The organism is Pseudooceanicola lipolyticus, from assembly GCF_002786325.1.
GTDB lineage: Bacteria > Pseudomonadota > Alphaproteobacteria > Rhodobacterales > Rhodobacteraceae > Pseudooceanicola_C > Pseudooceanicola_C lipolyticus.
Genome location: NZ_PGTB01000084.1, coordinates 1 through 16,836, shown reverse-complemented (window position 1 = coordinate 16,836; position 16,836 = coordinate 1). Strand labels below are relative to the sequence as shown.

Genomic DNA, 16,836 nt, shown 5'->3' with positions numbered 1-16,836 from the left:
GTCGACCTGCGGCGGCGTTCCGGTGACGGCAACGCCGAACAGGCGGCGCGCCTCTTCGGCCGAATAACGACCCAGCCGCACATCCTCCAGCACCAGGGCCGGCGGCCGCGCGAACGGGTTGCCATAGCCGCCGCCGCCGGGGGTGCGCACATGCACGCGGTCGCCCGGGCTCAGCGGAATGTCCTGTTCCTTGGACAGGTGCAGCGGCGTATAGGCCGCACCGTCGCGCCAGACCGTCACCTGGTTCGGCGCACCGTCCTGGCCGCCCAGCACGCCCTGCGGGCCAAAGCGGCCGTGATCCATCACGAAACTGGCGCGGGCGCTGCCGCGGCGCAGTTCGACCTCGTAATCGAGGCCGAAGCCGCCGCGATGCATGCCCGCTCCGCCCGAGCCCTCGCGCAAGGCATAGCGGCGGTAAAGCACCGGGAAGGCCTGTTCCATGATCTCGACCGGCGGTGCCTTGGAGATGCCGATGGTCGAACAGCCATTGGCCAGGCCGTCGTGATGGGCATTGCCGCCATAGCCGCCGCCGGACAGCTGGTACATGACAAAGTCGCGCCCGCGCGCCGGGTCATGCCCGCCCAGGGCAAAGTTGCCGCTGGTGCCGGCCGGTGCGGCGGTGACGCGGTCGGGCAGGGCGGTGACCAGCGCGGCGAACACCGCCTCGGCGATGCGCTGCGACACTTCGGCCGCGCAGCCCGAAACCGGGCGGGGATATTGCGCGTCCAGGAAGGTGCCTTCGATCCCGGTGACCGTGAGCGGCTCGAACGCGCCGGCATTCATCGGCACCTCGGGGAAGATATGCCGCATGGCAAGGTAGACCGAGCTGAGCGTGGTGGCCCTGACCGAGTTCATCGGCCCGGCGCAGGGCGCGCTGGAGCCGGTGAAATCGAAGGTCAGGCCATCGTCGGCCCGGGTCACGGTGAGGCGGATCGCCAGCGGCTCGTCCACCACCCCGTCGCTGTCGATCCAGGCGGTGGAGGTATAGCTGCCGTCGGGGATATCGTCGACAAAGGCGCGCATCTGCACCGCGGCACGCTGGCGCAGCTCGGCAATTGCCGCGGCCACGGTGGCGTCGCCATAGCGGTCCATCAGCGCGTTCAGCCGTTCTTCGCCCACCAGCAGCGCGGCGGCCTGCGCCTTGACATCGCCGATGCGCTGGTCGGCGACGCGGATATTCGAGGTAATGATGGCGTAGATCTCGGGATCCAGCTGGCCCCGCTTGAACAGGCGCACCGGCGGCAGGCGCAGCCCCTCCTGTTCGACCGCGGTGGCCGAGGCGGAAAAGCCGCCGGGCACCGCGCCGCCGGTATCGGGCCAGTGGCCGGTATTGGACAGCCAGCAGAACAGTTTGCCCTGGCGATAGAACGGCCGGGCAAAGCGCACATCCATCAGGTGGGTGCCGCCCAGGTAGGGATCGTTGACGATATAGATGTCGTCGGGCTGCGGTTCGGCCGCCTTGCCCTCGGCAATCATGCGGATCAGCGTGGCGGTGGAATATTGCATGGTGCCGACAAAGACGGGCAATCCCCCCGCGCCCTGGGCGATCAGCGCGCCGTCCTCGGCGGCGTAGATGCCGTCCGAGCGGTCATTCGCCTCGGCGATCACCGGGGAAAAGGCGGCGCGGGAAAAGCTCAAGTCCATCTCGTCGCAGACCTGCTGCAGCCCGGCCTGGATGACCGACAGGGTGATGGGGTCGAGGGTCATGGCGCCGCTCCGATCTCGATCAGGATATTGCCATCGGCGTCGCCCTGCGCCCGGTTGCCGGGTTCGATCAGGATGGTGGTGTCCATCTGCTGGATCACCGCCGGGCCGTCCAGGGTGAAGGCCGCCGGCAGGTGGTCGCGCCAATAAACCGGCGTATCGGTCCAGTCGTCGAAGAACACCGGGCGGCGGTCGGTTTCGGCCTCGGCCAGGGTTGCCCTGCGGCCGGCGGGGTCGATCAGGGTGGAGAGGTCCAGTTCGGCCCGCGTGCCGATGACCGAGGTATTGGCGTTCACCAGGTTGGCGCGGATATTGTCCAGCTGCACCCGGAAGCGGCGGAAATAGGCGGCCTCGAACAGCTGTTGCAGCGTCTCGCGGTCGACATCCGGACGCTCGAGCGGGACGCGCAGCAGGTGGGTCTGGCCGATGAACTGCATGTCGACGCTGTACACATGCCGGACCTCGCGGATGCCGATGCGTTCGGCCGCGATCAGGCGGTCCCCCTCGGCGCGTTGTTCGGCGAAGACTGCGTGCAGCGCGGCCGGCTCCAGCGTGTCGAGCGGGGTGTTGAGGGTGCGGACAAAATCGTGCCGCAGGTCGGCGACCACGCAGCCGATGGCATTGGTGATGCCGGGGCGCGGTGGCACCATGACGCGGGGAATGCCCAGTTCGCGCGCCAGCGCGCAGGCATGCAGCGGCCCGGCGCCACCGAAGGCGAACAGCGCGAAGTCGCGCGGATCGGCCCCCAGCGAGACCGAGACCATGCGGATCGCCCCGGCCATGCGGGTATTGGCGATGCGGATCACCGCGGCGGCGGCCTGGGTCGCATCGAGGCCCAGCGGTGCGCCCAGTTCGGTGTCGAAGATGGCGCGCACGTCGTCGAGGGAGACACCTTCGCCGCCGGCGAATTTCGACGGGTCCAGCCGCCCCAGCAGCAGGTTGGCATCCGAGATCGTCGGCTGCGTGCCGCCCCGGCCATAGCAGATCGGGCCGGGGCTGGCGCCGGCGCTTTCGGGGCCGACTTCCAGCAGCCCGGCGGGGTTCACCCGCGCGATCGAGCCGCCGCCGGCGCCGACGGTGCGCACATCGACCATCGGCACGTGGATCGGCATGGCATATTCGATCTCGATCTCGTTCGACACCGCCGGTTCGGCATTGCGGATCAGCGCCACGTCGGTCGAGGTGCCGCCCATGTCATAGGTGATCAGGTTCGGCTGCCCGGCCTTGCGCCCGGTATAGGCGGCGGCCATCACCCCCGAGGCGGGGCCGGACATCACCGTCTTGGCCGCCTCCTGCGCCACGCGGGCGGCGCTGACCATGCCGCCATTGCCGTTCATCACCAGCACGTCGCCGTGATAGCCGCCCGCCGTCAGCTGTTCGGTTAGCCGCCGGATATAGCGCGCCAGCAGCGGCTGCACCGCGGCATTGGCCGCCGCCGTCACGCCGCGTTCGAATTCGCGGCTTTCCGACAGCAGGGCATGGCCCAGGGTGATGTGATCGTTGGGCCAGATGCTGCGCAGCAATTCGGCGGCGCGCAGCTCGTGCGCCGGGTTGGCATAGGCGTGCAGAAAATGCACCACCACCGACTCGCAGCCGGCCTCGATCAGCTGTTTCCCCGCCGCCAATACGGCGGCCTCGTCCAGCGGCGTCACCACCGCGCCGGTGGCGTCCATGCGTTCGGGCAGTTCCAGCCGCAGGTCGCGCGGGATCAGCGGGCGGAACTCGCCGGTCATGCCATAGGGCTGCGGCCGGGTGCGGCGGCCCAGTTCCAGCACGTCCCGAAACCCGGCGGTGGTGATCAGCCCGGTGCGGCTGAGCTTGCGTTCCAGCACCGCGTTGGTGGTGGTGGTGGTGCCATGCACGATCAGGTCCAGCGCGGCCAGGTCGCAGCCCGCCGCGGTCAGCGCGTTCAGCACGCCGAAGGCCTGGTTGTCCAGCGTGCTGGGCACCTTGGCCAGCCGCACCCGCCCGCTGGCGGGATCCAGTTCTACCAGGTCGGTAAAGGTGCCGCCGACATCGACTCCGACGACCTGACCGGGGGATATATCCGCCATGGCTGCTCCGAAACCTGTTGGTGCACAAATGGTATTCGGAGGTCCGAATCCCTGTCAATGAATCTGGCACCGCGGCACGGGGCGACGGCAAGGGTTTCTTTTGCCCTTTCACCGGGCGCGGCGGCGGATATGGTCGCCTCATGGGCAGCGAGCGAAACATGATGGCGTTCAGGCGGTTGGCGGCCGTGCTGGCGGTGGCGCTGCTGCCGGGCCGGGGCCTGGCCCATGCCTCGGAGCAGGGATTCGTCCTGCTGCTGCCGACCGAGATCTATACCGCCGCCGGCGCGGCAAGCGTGGCGCTGACGGTGTTCCTGCTGATCTTTCTGCCCGACCGGCTGTCGCTGGGCCTGTTCGGGGCGCTGCGGCTGGTCCGGCTGCGGCGCGGCGGTCTGCGGGTGCTCACCAGCTGCCTGTCCTTCCTGCTGCTGGTCTGGCTGATCCATATCGGGCTGACCGGGCCGCGCGATCCGCTGGCCAACCCGATGACGCTGTTCATCTGGACGGTCTGGTGGGTCGGCTTTGCGGTGTTGCAGGGGCTGTTGGGCAATCTGTGGCACTGGGTGAATCCCTGGGTGGGGCCGGCGGCGCTGATCCGCGCGCTGCTGGGGGTCAGGCCGCTGTTGCCGCTACCGCACCGGTTGGCGCCGTGGCTGGCGGTGGCAGGGTTCCTGGCCTTTGCCGGCTTCCTGATCGCCGATATTGCCCCCGCCGATCCGGCGCGGCTGGCGCGGGTTGTCGGGCTGTATTGGCTGGCGATGTTCGCGGCGGTGTTGATCTTCGGGCCGCGCTGGCTGTTGCGGGCCGAGGCGGTCAGCCTGTTCATGCGCTGCTATGCGCGGGTTGGCCTGTTCGGACGGCTGAAGCGCGGGCTGGCCGCTGGGCTGCCGGGCTGGGGCCTGTTCGCGATGCCGGTGCCGTCGCTGGGGCTGGCGGTGTTCATGCTGGTGCTGCTGGGCTGCGGCAGTTTCGACGGGCTGAACGAAACCTTCTGGTGGCTGGCGCTGCTGGGGATCAACCCGCTGGAATTTCCCGGCCGCTCGGCGGTGATCTGGCAAAACCTGGCGGGGCTGCTGGCCGCCAATGCGGCGCTGGTGGCGGTCTATGCGCTGGCAATCTGGTTGGGGCTGGCGATCAGCCGGGCCGGGATGACGTTGCACCGGGCGTTCCGGGTCTTCGCCCCGTCGATCCTGCCGATCGCGCTGGGCTATCACCTGGCACATTACTTCACCAGCTTCCTGGTCGACGGGCAATATGCGCTGAACGCGCTGAACGATCCGTATGCAACCGGGGCTGACCTGTTGGGGCTGGGGCAGGTCTATGTCACCACCGGGTTTTTCAACACCCGCGACAGCGTGCGCGCGATCTTTCTGACCCAGGCCGGTGCGGTGGTGATCGGGCATGTGCTGGCGATCATCCTGGCCCATGCGCTTGCCGTGCGCGCCTTTGGCAGCAGCCGCCGCGCGCTGATCAGCCAGGCGCCGCTGGCGGTTTTCATGGTGCTTTATACATTTTTTGGGCTCTGGCTGCTGGCTGCCCCGCGCGGGGCCTGACGGAAGTGCAAGTTCGCTAGGCAGATCAAAAGTTTAGTTTTATGCTGGCGGCAAAACACCATCCGCCTCAGGCGGTTCACGCTGGAAAAAACAGGGGAGTGTCATGACCAAGCTTTTCAAGCCGGAAACAGGACTTACGCGCCGTGGCGCATTGAAAACCGTGGCGGGCGCCGCCGGGGCGGCGACGCTGCCGCTGTGGGCGCGCTATGCCCAGGCACAGACCTCGGAGCCGATCAAGGTTGGCTTCCAGGTGCATCGCACCGGTATCGGCGCCGCCTATGGCCGCTGGTACGACCGCACCACCATGGCGGCGGCAAAGCTGATCAACGAGGCCGGCGGCATCAATGGCCGCCCCGTCGAGATCATCGCCGAGGATGACGGCACCGACCCCAAGCGCGGCGCCGAGGTGATCGAGAAATTCGCCACCCAGCATGGCTGCGACATCGGCTTCGGAACGCTGTTTTCCCATGTGGTGATCGGCTCGGCACCGCGCGCCGGCGAGTTGAAGCTGCCCTATTTCGTGGTGTCGGAAGGGCATCACGTCGCCTCGGGGATGCTGAACCGCTATACCCTGCAGCCCGGCATCACCGATGTGAAAAGCCAGGTCAGCGCCATGGCGCCGTTCATCACCGAGACGCTGGGCAAGAAGGTCACCATGATCTACCCCGATTACGGCTTTGGCTATGATCACCGCGACAACTTGAAACCGGCGATCGAAGCAGCCGGCGGCGAGGTGCTGGAACTGATCGCGATCCCGCCGACCGAGACCTCTTTTACCAAGCATTTCGCCAAGATACCGCGCGAAACGGAAGTGATCTATCATGTGATGGTCGGGCCCGCGGTGCTGACCTTCGTCAAGGAAATGGGCGAATTCTTTGGCCCGTCGCGGCCCGAGATCTTCGGCTTTATCGACAGCCTGGAGGCGGTGGACCTGGCCAGCCCGGGGCTGGAATTCCTGGAGGGCACCTATTTCTGGGAGGGCCACCCGCGCTATGCCCAGGAGGATCAGAGCGAGTTCGACAAGCTGTATCGCGAGGCGGTGGGCGTGGACGAAAACGGCGCCTCGGTCAGCGACCCAAAGGACGTGTCGACCTATGCCCATATGTTCGGCTGCTGGGAGACGCTTTATGTGGTCAAGGCGGGTATGGAGGCCGCGGGCTATGCCGGTCCGGAGGACCGTGCCAAGCTGATCGAGGCGGTGGAGGCGATGACCGAGTTGCCGGCCTCGGCCGAGCATCCGCAGGGCGCCAAGATCTTCAACGGCAAGACCCACCAGGTCTTCGGCCACCAGTATATCTCGCAGGGGCGAGAGGGGAAGCTGGTGAAGGTGCACACCACCTCGATCGAGGACACGTTTTATCCCGACGAAGTGGATTACACGACCCAGGCGTTCTGAGGGCTGCGCCCCGGCCTTCTGGGCCGGGGTGTCCCGACCGGGGCGTCGCGTTAGTGTTCTGATTTTTAGACATTTTTGCAGAGCCGGCGGCGCGCGGAATGGCGTGTGGCGTGCCGCGCGTATTGCTGCCGTCGCGGCGGGTTCTGGCAGGCGTGAGGCACAGCGTTCAGCCGTTGCTGCACCTGCGTCCGGTCCGGCGCCCACGCGGCGCGCAACCTGCTGCCAATGTCGCCCGGCACGGTGAAATTTCCTTGCGCTGGCAGGGGCTTCGGGTCAATCCTGCGCGGGCAATGGAATTCGGACCGAACCTGATCCTCGCCATTCTGGAAGGCTCGATCACCGCGGCGGTGCTGGCGCTGACGGCGGTTGGCCTGTCGCTGGTGTTCGGCGTGATGCGGGTGGTGAATGTCGCCCATGGCGAATTCTTCATGCTGGGCGCGGTGCTGGCCTGGTGGGTGGCGCATCTGCTGGGCGCGGTCCATCCGGCGGTGGGCTTTGTCGCGGCGCTGGTGGTGGCGCCGGTGCTGGTGGGGCTGATCGCGGTCGTGACCGATATCACCGTGCTGAAGCGGGTCAATTATGACCCCGAGCGAACCATCGTGGCGACCATCGGTATTCTTTATATTATCCAGCAGGTTACACTGATGACCTACGGCCCCGAGGCGCGACCGGTGGTGCCGCCCTTCAACACGCGGCTGGCGCTTCCCTGGGTCGAGTCCGGTGAAAACGGGCTGCAGCTGTACTGGCCCTGGGGGCTGGGCACCACCACCTACAAGCTGGCGGTGATTGGCGCCGCGGCGCTGGTGCTGGCCGGGGTCTGGCTGTTGATGGCGCGCAGCCGGCTGGGGCTGGTGATGCGCGCCACCCAGTTGGACCGCGAGATGGCGCTGGCCTTCGGAATTCCGGTCGAGCGGGTCTATGCCATGGTCTTTGGCATCGGTGCCGGGCTGGCGGCGCTGGCGGCGGTGCTGGTGGTGCCGATCCAGCAGGCGCATTACCTGATGGGGGGCGACCCGCTGTTGCTGTCCTTTATCGTGGTGATCATCGGCGGGCTGGGCAGCCTGCCGGGCACGGTGCTGGCGGCGGTGCTGATCGGGCTGAGCGACGGTATCATCTCGGTCTTTTTCTCGCCGACCCTGGCCAAGATCCTGGCGACATTGCTGGTGGCGCTGGTGCTGGTGTTCCGCCCTCAGGGCCTGTTCGGCGTGCGCCAGGCATGAGCGGAATTCACAAGAGCTTGCTGTTGCACGGTGTTGTTCTGGCGGTGCTTTTTCTGTTGCAGTTCCTGCTGCCGGCCTATCACCACGGCAATCTGGCGCGGGTGATGGTGCTGGCCACCTATGCGGCGGGGTATAACATCCTGTTCGGCTATACCGGCTTGCTGAGCCTGGGCCATGCGCTGTTCTTCGCGGCGGGGATGTATGGCATGGGGCTGGCGGTCAGCCTGGGCGGCGCCACGCCGGTGCCGGCGCTGCTGGCCGGGCTGGTGGCCGGGGCGGCGGTCTCCGCCGGGCTGGGTTATCTGGCGCTGCGCACCGCCGGGGTGGCCTTCATGATCGTCACGCTGATGTTTGCCCAGGCGGGATATCTGACCATCCTTTATTTCGCCGATTACACCCACGGCGATGACGGCTTTGTCATCCAGCAGGCGCAGCGGGTGCTGGCGGGGCTGGATCTGAGCGCGCCGGATATCCGCTATTTCGCGGCCTTCGCGCTGTTTGCGGTGACCACGGTGCTGATCCTGTGGCTGGTGCAGTCACCCTTTGGCCGGGTGCTGGTGGCGATCCGCGAGAATGAAGAACGGGCGCGGATGCTGGGCTATGACGTGTTCCGGCACAAGCTGGCGGCGGTGGTGCTGTCGGGCACGCTGTCGGCGGCGGCGGGGGCGGTTTATGGGCTGTTGTTTGGCTATGTCGGGGCCAGCTTTGCCGCGGTGCAATACTCGATCTTTCCGCTGCTCTGGGTGCTGCTGGGTGGGGCCGGCACGGTGCTGGGGCCGTTTATCGGCACGCTGTTCATGTTCTACCTGATCGACCTCTCCAGCGGCGTGACCTCGGCCTATATGCTGATTGCCGGCGTGGCGCTGGTGCTGCTGACATTGTTCGCGCCGCAGGGGCTTGCCGGGGAAATCCGGGCGCGGGTCTGGAGGTGGCTGCCGTGACGCTGCTGTCGACCACCGGATTGTGCAAGAATTTCGACGGGTTGCGCGCCGTTCACGAGGTGGATTTCGAGCTGCCCGAAGGGCAGGTGCGGGCGCTGATCGGGCCCAATGGCGCGGGCAAGACCACGCTGGTCAGCCTGCTGTGCGGGCGGATCGCGCCCAGTGCCGGCCGGGTGCGATTCGACGGGCGGGACATTTCGGACCTGCCGGCGCATCGGCGGATCAACCTGGGCATCGCCTATACCTTCCAGATCACCTCGGTCTTTGCCGATCTGCCGGTGGCCGAGAACGTGGCGCTGGCGGCGCGGCGTCGGCTGCGCGGGGCGGCGGCGGTGGCCGAGGCGGTGCAGGCGGCCCTGCAGCGGGTCGGGCTGCACGAGCCGCCGGAGCAGAATGCCGGCGATCTGAGCTATGGGCATCAGCGGCTGCTGGAAATCGCCATGGGCCTGGCGCAGGCGCCGCGGCTGCTGATCCTGGATGAGCCGACCCAGGGGCTGACCGATGGTGAGATCGACGCCTTCAAGGCGCTGGTGCGCGATCTGTCGGCCACCACTACCATTTTGCTGATCGAACATAACATGAGCGTGGTGATGGAGGTGGCCGACCAGGTGACGGTGCTGAATTTCGGCGAGATTCTGGCCGAGGGAACGCCCGATCAGATCCGTGCCGATGCGGCGGTGCAGGCCGCCTATCTGGGGACCGGGTGATGCTGGAACTGGACGCCATCAGTGCCGGATATGGCCGCGCCCGGATCCTGCATGACCTGTCGTTGCAAGTCGCACCGGGCGAGATCCTGTGCCTGTTGGGCCGCAACGGCGCCGGCAAGACCACGACGATGAAGGCGGTGATGGGGCTGCTGCCGCTGATGGCGGGCGCGGTCCGGGTCGACGGGCAGGTGATCAGCACGCTGCCGGCGCATCGGGTGGCGGAGTGCGGCATCGGCTACATCCCGCAGGGGCGGCGCCTGTTCACCGAGCTGACGGTGGCGCAGAACCTGGAAATCGGGTTGATGGCGCGCGGCACCGACCGGCGGGTGCGCGACGGGGTGCTGGAGCTGTTTCCGCGCCTGCGCGAGCGGCTGGATCAGCGGGCGCAGACCCTGTCGGGGGGCGAGCAGCAGATGCTGGCCACCGCGCGCGCGCTGTGCATCGAGCCGCGCTTTCTGCTGCTGGACGAGCCGACCGAGGGCCTGCAGCCCTCGATGATCGAGGCGATCCGCGAGGTGGTTCTGGTGATGCGCGACCGCGGCGTCGGTATCCTGCTGGTGGAACAGCGGGTCGAGGCGGTGCTGTCGGTGGCGGACCGGGTGTGTTTTATCGAGAACGGTCGCAACCTGGAAACGCTGGAGGCCGGGGCGCTGCGGCAGGACCCGGCCATCGTCGCGCGGTATCTCGGCGTTTAGGTCCCGGTCGGGATCTGCGGTGTGCCGGTTTCGCCCAGGGCCCATTGCAGCTGATCGGCGATGCTGAACAGCGCCGCCTGGCTGGAGATGTTGCCGATCTCGAACCGCGGGCCGACCGGCACGGCATAGAGGCCCAGCCGGCGCAGCCAGCGCGACCAGACCGCCGGGACGATGCCGATGACATGGCGCGCGCCCAGCTGCGCCGAGGCGATGATCATCTGCTGCATCAGCAACTGCTGGATCGGGATGCGGCGATGCGCAGCGACGTCTTCGGTGATGAACAGCCGCGAGGCTTCCCACATGGTGTCAGACAGCGGCGCCTCGAAAAACATCACGTCGGTGGGGAAATCGGCCAGCAGGCCGCGCTGGCCGTCGCGCAGCATATAGGTATAGGTGCCGCATTGCGCGGTGGTCGGCAGCAAGCGAATGCCGCCCAGCACTTCGCCGAATTCGTGAATGATGATCCAGCGGCATTGCGGCGTGTCGTATTGATCGAATTCCATGCCGTCGATGTGCGGCAGATGCCAGTTGAGGCGATCGATAAACACCACTTTGCGCGCGCGGAGATACTTGACCAGAAGATCTCCGTATTCGTGCATATTGGTGAAAGACAGGGTCACGGCGCGGGCGCTGCCGATTTCCTTTGCCGTTGGCTTTGCCAATGTTGCGGTTGCGCTGTTGACCAATGCCGCGGCGGGCCGGGCAGCGCGGTGTTCGGCATATGCCGCGTCCGGGGCCAATTCGGGAAGGACCGCCCACGCAGGTTTAGCCGGTATGGTGTCCCGGGTATGCTTCATTTCTGCCTCAGACCTTTTTTCTTTTAATTACAGATTTCACGTCGCATGCGTCCACATATTTTCGCCATAATTCGACGGCGATGCGGAACGATCACACCTTCCGTCGCGTCAAAAGCGCGGTTCCCCAGCGTCAAGCGGGTGAGGAATGTGGCAAGATTTAGGCAAATTTTCCCACAAGACCATCGGTAAGGCGAAAATTATTCGCCTTCGGGATGGGGGTGTGTTGCAAAAATGCGCGGTTGCGCACGCTCTGCGCGTTTAGGCGGCGTCTTCCTGAACCAAGATATCGAGATCGATAAAGAAGGTGGTGCCTTCGCCAGGGGTGCTGGTGTAGTCGATGACGCCGCCGTGATCTTCGACGATTTTCTTCGAAATGTTCATCCCCAGCCCGGTGCCGCCAACCTCGCGCACATCGGTGGAATCCACCTGGGTGAACTTTCCGAACACCTTGTCCTTGGAATTTTCCGGGATGCCGACGCCGGAATCTTCGACGGTGATGCGGACCTTGCTGCCGATTCGGCTGAAGGCGACCGTCACCAGCCCGCCTTCATGCGAGAATTTCAAAGCGTTGGAGATCACGTTTGCCATCACCTGCATCAGCCGTTTTTCATCGGCGCGGATCAGCAATGGTTCGCGCTCGTCGACATCCGCATGGATCTTGCGTTTCAGCGTATTGGCATAGCCGCGGTTTGAATCTACCGCATCCAGCACCAGATCGCGCACATCGACCGGGGCAAACCGGTAATCGACTTCGCCGGCTTCGATCTTTTGCAGGTCGAGAATATCGTTGATCAGCGCCGCCAGGCGTTCGCTGTTCTTGCCCGCGATTTTCAGAATGGACTGCGCCTTTTCCGGCATCGGGCCCAGCATTCCGGAATTCACCAGGTCAAGCGAGCCTTTGATCGAGGTCAACGGCGTGCGCAATTCGTGGCTGACCACCGCCACGAATTGGGACTTGGCGCGATAGGCGATCTTGGTGCGCTCGTGTTCGTCCTGCAGTTCCTCCAGCTGGTTCACCAGCCGCCGGTAGAGGCGGAGGAACACGAAGGAGACGTCGATGATGAAGTAGAGGACGAAAACGACGGTGAAGAAATGCAGCCAGAGTTCCGAGCTGAGCGGCGGCGCCACCTGGATGATGTCCATCAGGACGATGGCGAAGAAGGTAACCCCGTAAATCGCCAGGCGAATCAGCAGCACGACGAAGATCTGGTGGTTGTTCATCGCCGCGAACAGCGCGGCCGCGAACAGGAAGAACAGCGGGGTAAAATGGCCGCCCGCTCCTTGTTGCTGGGCGATCATGAACACGAAGATGCAGATCGCACCGGCGCTGAGAATGGTGTTGGCGACGATCCAGTTCAGCAGGAACCGAGCGGCGCGGGCGCTGATATGCGGGGTGTTGTTCACCCGGCGGGCCAGCACCAGGTCGTTCAGTTCGGTGAACAGGACGGCGGCATAGCAGGCCAGCGATTTCGCCGGCTCGAAATAGAACAGGGTCAGGATGGTCGCGGCCAGGAAAATCGCCTGCCGCTGCCAGATCAGGGCAACGGTAACGCCGATATAATCCCGGATCTGGCGCTCCATCCGCGAGGGCGGAGGATATCCGGATTCCTCTGGTAAATCGGTCTGTTCGACGAAGGCCATTCTGGTTCCCACACTTCCGTCCAACATCAACTAAAGAGTCATTTTGTCGATACTGGGCGGAAATAGTGACTTTTGGTAGACCGGATCTTTGCCGGCACCGAAACAATCGCTATCCGCTTTCTGCGGGACCCGAAGCCGGTCATACACCTTTGCAAGCGGGCTGGTGCAAGGTGCTAGTCAATACATCGCAGCTGGGCAACCCCGGTATCCCGGGGCTGCAATTATTCATGTTTGAAGGCGCTGTCAGTCGCTGCGCAGTGACGGTTCTTCGCGGAACAGATCGCGCAGCACGCTTTGATAGGCGCGTTTGCGGACATGCTCTTGCTCGGCCGTCATGGTGGATCCGGCGCTCATCCGGCGCGGCCGGCTTTGCTGGTCGCGAATGTTCTGGTCGCGCAGTTCCACATTCTCGATCGAACGGCTGATCGAGAGCAGGGACCCGGATTTGGACAGCGAGCGCAGCGATACGCTTTCGCCGATGATCACCTGCGCCTCGACCTCGGACTGGCGCTGTGACTGGCGGGTCAGCAGCATTTGGTTGACGGCGTTTTCGAATTGCGCCTCGCTGCCGGTAAACCGGCCGTGGCGCACCACGAGGAACACGCCGCCGCCCCGATACGAGATGACGTCGCGGGTTTTCTTGGTCACGTTGCCCAGGCTCAGCGCCACGTCGCGCAGCACCTCTTCAAAGGCATTGGCCGACAGCGCGCTGTGCAGGCGTTCGGTGCCCAGCAGCTTGACCGCGACGGCATGGGTGTTGAACATGCGGCCTTGCGACAACTGCATGATATAGTTGTCGAATTCCGTATATTGCAGCACCCGTTCGATGCCTTCGATCGCGATCGGTTCATCCAGTGCGAATTTCTGGCGTTCTCCGGTCTCGGCATCGCGTTCGCTGTTGTTCTGGGCGATCCGGCGTTCCTGGACCAGCCGCTGTGCCGCCGACATGCGGCTGCGCAGTTCGAGGAAGTCGAACGGCTTGGTCACATAGTCGGTCGCGCCGGCAACGAAGGCCAGATCGACATATTCGCGATCCGACATCGCCGTCAGCATCAGGATTGGCGCGTTCTTATATTCCGGCAGCTTCCGGATTTCCTTGCACAGCATGATTCCGTTCATGCTGGGCATCTGGATGTCGATCAGGAAGCAGTCAAAAGGCTTGTCTTGGCGCGCGATCTGCTTGAGGGCATTGGCGCCTGAATCGGAGATTGAAATATCGAAATGAAACGCTGAAAGCGCGGTTTTTAAAAGCTGTAGAATGCTGTGGTCGTCATCGACCGCCAGCACTCTGAGATCTTCCTGAACGCGGGCGCGGCGCGACAGCTTCTCCTGGAAGGAGGCGTCAACTTTGTTCTCTGCGTTCACCTTGCATTCTCCGTCGTCGGGGCAGTTGCATTATTGGGCTATTGCGAGAAGTTGCCGAAAAAGTGGCGCGAATTTGTTCAAGCTGCGATTTGTGGCGATTTAGGCCGAATTTTCGAAGATATTGGTGAATTGTCGCGGGCTCCTGACGCCACCTTGCTGCCTTTCAATCCGGTTCCAGTTGTTGATTCTAAAACGGGTCGGCGGTTTTTCGCCTGCCGTCACTATGCCTCGGAGTCATCACTTTGGGAAGAGTTTGTAATCCGGTCTTCATCCAAAAGGAGTAAAGTACCCGCGCCGATCCTCTTGCACCTGCTGGTTTTTCCGGGCGCCAGCCGGGGGATTGTTGCCCGCGGCGCGACAACCGGCCGGATCGCTGCGGGTGCGGGCGCCCGGGCGCCCGTGCTGGCCAACCGGGGCCACTGGGCTGGAATCCGCCGGGTTGGGGGAAATGTGACGGCGCTGCCACGCGTTCGGCAAATTTCTGCCCATGGTTAACGCCTCCCGTGCGGAGCCATCCCAATGGCGGCTTTCGACCACGTTCTGGACATAATTAACCAGCACCCTGCCTTGGACGTTGGAACCCGGCACGGGATCGCCCGTCGGGTACCAGTTTGAAGGTTTAGGGTAGGAAAGCGGTTTTACGGTGTTGGACAGCACGGCGCGCAACGACGAAAATCAGATGGATGAGCTTGAAGCGGGCGTCAGCCTGCTGCGCGGCCAGTATCGCATCAAGGACTATATGGTGCGGGGCGGGTTCGGCATCACCTATAAGGCCGTTGATTCCCTCGACCGCGAATTTGTCATCAAGGAATGTTTCCCCGGCGCGCTGTGCCGCCGGTCGGGGCGCAGCGTTCAGCCGCTGTCGCCCGACGTGGCCCCCCAGTTCAACGGCGTGCTGCGGCATTTCCTAAAAGAAGCGCGCCGCGTCGCGCAGCTGGATCACCGCAATATCGTCCGGGTGCACCAGGTCTTCGAGGAAAACGACACCGCCTATATGGTGATGGAGGTGGTGCATGGCGACGACCTGCTGACCATCGTGCAGGATGACCCCGAACGGCTGAGTCGGGCGCTATTGCACAAGCTGCTGAAAGACGCACTGGCGGCGATTTCCTATATTCACGGGCTGAACATCCTGCATCGGGATATTTCCCCGGACAACCTGCTGCTGGATGCGCGCAACCACCTGACGCTTATCGATTTCGGCGCGGCGCGGGAACAAGTCAGCCGGGACAATCGGGCGATTTCAGCGCTGTTATCGGTGAAGGACGGCTATTCGCCGCATGAATTCTACCTGACCGACAGCCCGCAAACCCCGGCCAGCGATCTCTATTCGCTGGGGGCGACATTCTATCACCTGATCACCGGCGAGGCGCCCCCGGACAGCCAGGAACGGGTGGCCCGGCTGGCTTCGGAGGGCGAGGATCCCTTTGTGCCGCTGAGCGGTGGAAACTGGGATTTCGACAAGGATTTCCTGGCCTCGATCGACCGGGCGCTGGCGGTGCGGCCGCAGGACCGGTTCGAATCGGCCGAGGCGTGGAGCCGGCAACTGGATGCGCGGCTGCGCGGCGGACATCGCGGCGCGGCGGCGGCCGAAGCGCCGCCGCAGGTCGAAGCCGGGTTGCAATCCACCATCTCGCGGCTGGTCGAGGACACCAACAAGGATGTCACCCAGGGGCTGCCGGGGCAGGCGGACCGATATGGCGGGCCGCGCCGTCGCAAGCCCAAGGCCGAGCCGGAGGAGCCCGAGGTCAAGCAGTTGGTCGATATCTTCGGTAACCCGGTGAAAAACGTGGATGCCTGGCTGCGCGAACAAGATGGCGGCGCGCCCACGCAGCCCAAGAGAGTTCGGGGCAACCCAAAAACGCCGCCGCAACGGCGGGTCTCGCGCAAGGCTGACGGCACCGAAGAGCGCCGGGTCAGCCGGTCGAGCATTGGCCGCTTCTTCTCGGCCTGCCTGCCTGCCCGGAAAGAACAGATCGTGCCGCCGCTTCAGAATTGAGGGATAGGACCATGAAATTTATTCGCGACATCATCTCGGAAAAGCGGGCCCAGGCCGAGGCCGGCGCGGCGGTATCGCAGGACAGCCGCGAACTGTCCGACCTGATCAACCGGCGGTTGGACGCCTCGTTTGACGTCAAGACCGAGCCGCGGGCGGCCGCGCCCGAACCTGCGGCACCGTCGCGTCCGCCCCTGCCGCGCAGCCTGTTCGCCGAGGAGGAGCCGGAGGATTTCGAACCGCTGACCGAGGATGATCCCTATATCCGGGAAATCCTGAACCCGTCGCTGGCCAGCGAGGACGCGGTGGATGATGACACCGATCTGGATGATGATTTCGACGACGGCCTGGACGAAGAGGACGACCTGCTGGCCGAGGCCGCCGCGTCTGACGCGGAGGACCCGGACGCGGGCGAGGCGTTCGGGTCGGCAGAAGCGGACATACGCGACCTGCTTGCCGCCGAAGATGTGGCCGCCGCGCCGGTACCTTCGCAAGCCCCAGAGGCTGATCTGGACGCGGAATGTGACGCCGCCGGTGAAGACACGGGGCCAGTCGAGGATCGGCAACCCATCGATCCGTTTGCCGATACCGGTTTTGCATCCGCCAAGGCAGAGTATCCGCTGCTGGATGAGGACATGCCCCAGCCGGCACCGATGGCCAAGGTCGCGGCACCGGCCGAGCCCGCCACCGCAGCCCCTGCGGCGGTGACGGCGGCGGGCTGGGCCGGGACGATGCCACGCCCCTCTGCCGAGCGGGAGGTGTCGAAGCCG

The 16,836-nt window shown here is 64.9% G+C and carries 13 protein-coding genes and 1 pseudogene; 9 read left to right on the top strand and 5 right to left on the bottom strand.

Going from position 1 to position 16,836, the window contains the following annotated elements; translation table 11 throughout:
* Positions 1-1,707 (bottom strand): hydantoinase B/oxoprolinase family protein (locus CVM52_RS16565; protein WP_100163581.1); only part of this gene is annotated, 1,707 nt, incomplete at its 3' end.
* Positions 1,704-3,758 (bottom strand): hydantoinase/oxoprolinase family protein, encoded by a 2,055-nt coding sequence (locus CVM52_RS16560; protein WP_100163580.1) that lies wholly within the window; start codon positions 3,756-3,758, stop codon positions 1,704-1,706. The genes CVM52_RS16560 and CVM52_RS16565, both read right to left, overlap by 4 nt.
* 158 nt (positions 3,759-3,916) lie before the next feature.
* On the opposite strand from CVM52_RS16560, the gene CVM52_RS16555 reads away from it, so the two are divergent.
* The 6 genes from CVM52_RS16555 (at position 3,917) to CVM52_RS16530 (ending at position 10,267) form a co-directional block, all read left to right on the top strand.
* A complete protein-coding gene (locus CVM52_RS16555) occupies positions 3,917-5,308 on the top strand; it encodes a hypothetical protein (RefSeq protein WP_240620984.1) in 1,392 nt (463 codons plus the stop codon).
* A 103-nt stretch (positions 5,309-5,411) separates the two neighbouring features.
* Positions 5,412-6,704 (top strand): ABC transporter substrate-binding protein, encoded by a 1,293-nt coding sequence (locus CVM52_RS16550; protein WP_100163579.1) that lies wholly within the window; start codon positions 5,412-5,414, stop codon positions 6,702-6,704.
* A gap of 290 nt (positions 6,705-6,994) precedes the next feature.
* Positions 6,995-7,924, top strand: a complete 930-nt coding sequence (locus CVM52_RS16545) for a branched-chain amino acid ABC transporter permease (RefSeq protein WP_100163578.1) — start codon at positions 6,995-6,997, stop codon at positions 7,922-7,924.
* Positions 7,921-8,865, top strand: a complete 945-nt coding sequence (locus tag CVM52_RS16540) for a branched-chain amino acid ABC transporter permease (protein WP_100163577.1) — start codon at positions 7,921-7,923, stop codon at positions 8,863-8,865. The genes CVM52_RS16545 and CVM52_RS16540 overlap by 4 nt, the downstream gene beginning before the upstream one ends.
* On the top strand, positions 8,862-9,572 hold the full coding sequence (locus tag CVM52_RS16535) for an ABC transporter ATP-binding protein (RefSeq protein WP_205964975.1): 711 nt from the start codon (positions 8,862-8,864) through the stop codon (positions 9,570-9,572). The genes CVM52_RS16540 and CVM52_RS16535 overlap by 4 nt, the downstream gene beginning before the upstream one ends.
* Positions 9,572-10,267: an ABC transporter ATP-binding protein gene (locus CVM52_RS16530; protein ID WP_100163575.1), complete on the top strand. Its 696-nt coding sequence runs from the start codon at positions 9,572-9,574 to the stop codon at positions 10,265-10,267. Before CVM52_RS16535 ends, CVM52_RS16530 begins: the two co-directional genes overlap by 1 nt.
* Here CVM52_RS16530 and CVM52_RS16525 read toward each other — a convergent pair.
* The 3 genes from CVM52_RS16525 to CVM52_RS16515 form a co-directional block, all read right to left on the bottom strand.
* A complete protein-coding gene (locus CVM52_RS16525; RefSeq protein WP_240620983.1) occupies positions 10,264-10,929 on the bottom strand; it encodes an acyl-homoserine-lactone synthase in 666 nt (221 codons plus the stop codon). The genes CVM52_RS16530 and CVM52_RS16525 overlap by 4 nt on opposite strands.
* A gap of 393 nt (positions 10,930-11,322) precedes the next feature.
* Positions 11,323-12,705 carry a sensor histidine kinase gene (locus CVM52_RS16520; RefSeq protein ID WP_240620982.1) on the bottom strand — a complete coding sequence of 461 codons (1,383 nt, stop codon included), beginning with the start codon at positions 12,703-12,705 and terminating at the stop codon, positions 11,323-11,325.
* Positions 12,706-12,948: 243 nt separating this feature from the next.
* Complete coding sequence (locus CVM52_RS16515) at positions 12,949-13,992, bottom strand: response regulator (RefSeq protein ID WP_172721019.1); 1,044 nt, start codon at positions 13,990-13,992, stop codon at positions 12,949-12,951.
* Between CVM52_RS16515 and CVM52_RS26655 the strand changes: the two genes are divergently transcribed.
* The 3 genes and pseudogenes from CVM52_RS26655 to CVM52_RS16505 form a co-directional block, all read left to right on the top strand.
* Positions 13,969-14,565 carry a hypothetical protein gene (locus CVM52_RS26655; RefSeq protein ID WP_172721018.1) on the top strand — a complete coding sequence of 199 codons (597 nt, stop codon included), beginning with the start codon at positions 13,969-13,971 and terminating at the stop codon, positions 14,563-14,565. The genes CVM52_RS16515 and CVM52_RS26655 overlap by 24 nt on opposite strands.
* Positions 14,566-14,749: 184 nt before the next feature.
* Positions 14,750-16,069 (top strand): serine/threonine protein kinase, encoded by a 1,320-nt coding sequence (locus tag CVM52_RS16510; RefSeq protein ID WP_133119871.1) that lies wholly within the window; start codon positions 14,750-14,752, stop codon positions 16,067-16,069.
* An 11-nt stretch (positions 16,070-16,080) separates the two neighbouring features.
* Positions 16,081-16,836: pseudogene (locus tag CVM52_RS16505) on the top strand (hypothetical protein); the annotation flags it as partial.

What these genes read in the sequence shown, in the direction of transcription:
- CVM52_RS16560 (WP_100163580.1), bottom strand. Translation starts at nt 3,758, where the DNA reads ATGGCGGATATATCCCCCGGTCAGGTCGTCGGAGTCGATGTCGGCGGC.
- CVM52_RS16555 (WP_240620984.1), top strand. Translation starts at nt 3,917, where the DNA reads ATGATGGCGTTCAGGCGGTTGGCGGCCGTGCTGGCGGTGGCGCTGCTG.
- CVM52_RS16550 (WP_100163579.1), top strand. Translation starts at nt 5,412, where the DNA reads ATGACCAAGCTTTTCAAGCCGGAAACAGGACTTACGCGCCGTGGCGCA.
- CVM52_RS16545 (WP_100163578.1), top strand. Translation starts at nt 6,995, where the DNA reads ATGGAATTCGGACCGAACCTGATCCTCGCCATTCTGGAAGGCTCGATC.
- CVM52_RS16540 (WP_100163577.1), top strand. Translation starts at nt 7,921, where the DNA reads ATGAGCGGAATTCACAAGAGCTTGCTGTTGCACGGTGTTGTTCTGGCG.
- CVM52_RS16530 (WP_100163575.1), top strand. Translation starts at nt 9,572, where the DNA reads ATGCTGGAACTGGACGCCATCAGTGCCGGATATGGCCGCGCCCGGATC.
- CVM52_RS16520 (WP_240620982.1), bottom strand. Translation starts at nt 12,705, where the DNA reads ATGGCCTTCGTCGAACAGACCGATTTACCAGAGGAATCCGGATATCCT.
- CVM52_RS16510 (WP_133119871.1), top strand. Translation starts at nt 14,750, where the DNA reads ATGGATGAGCTTGAAGCGGGCGTCAGCCTGCTGCGCGGCCAGTATCGC.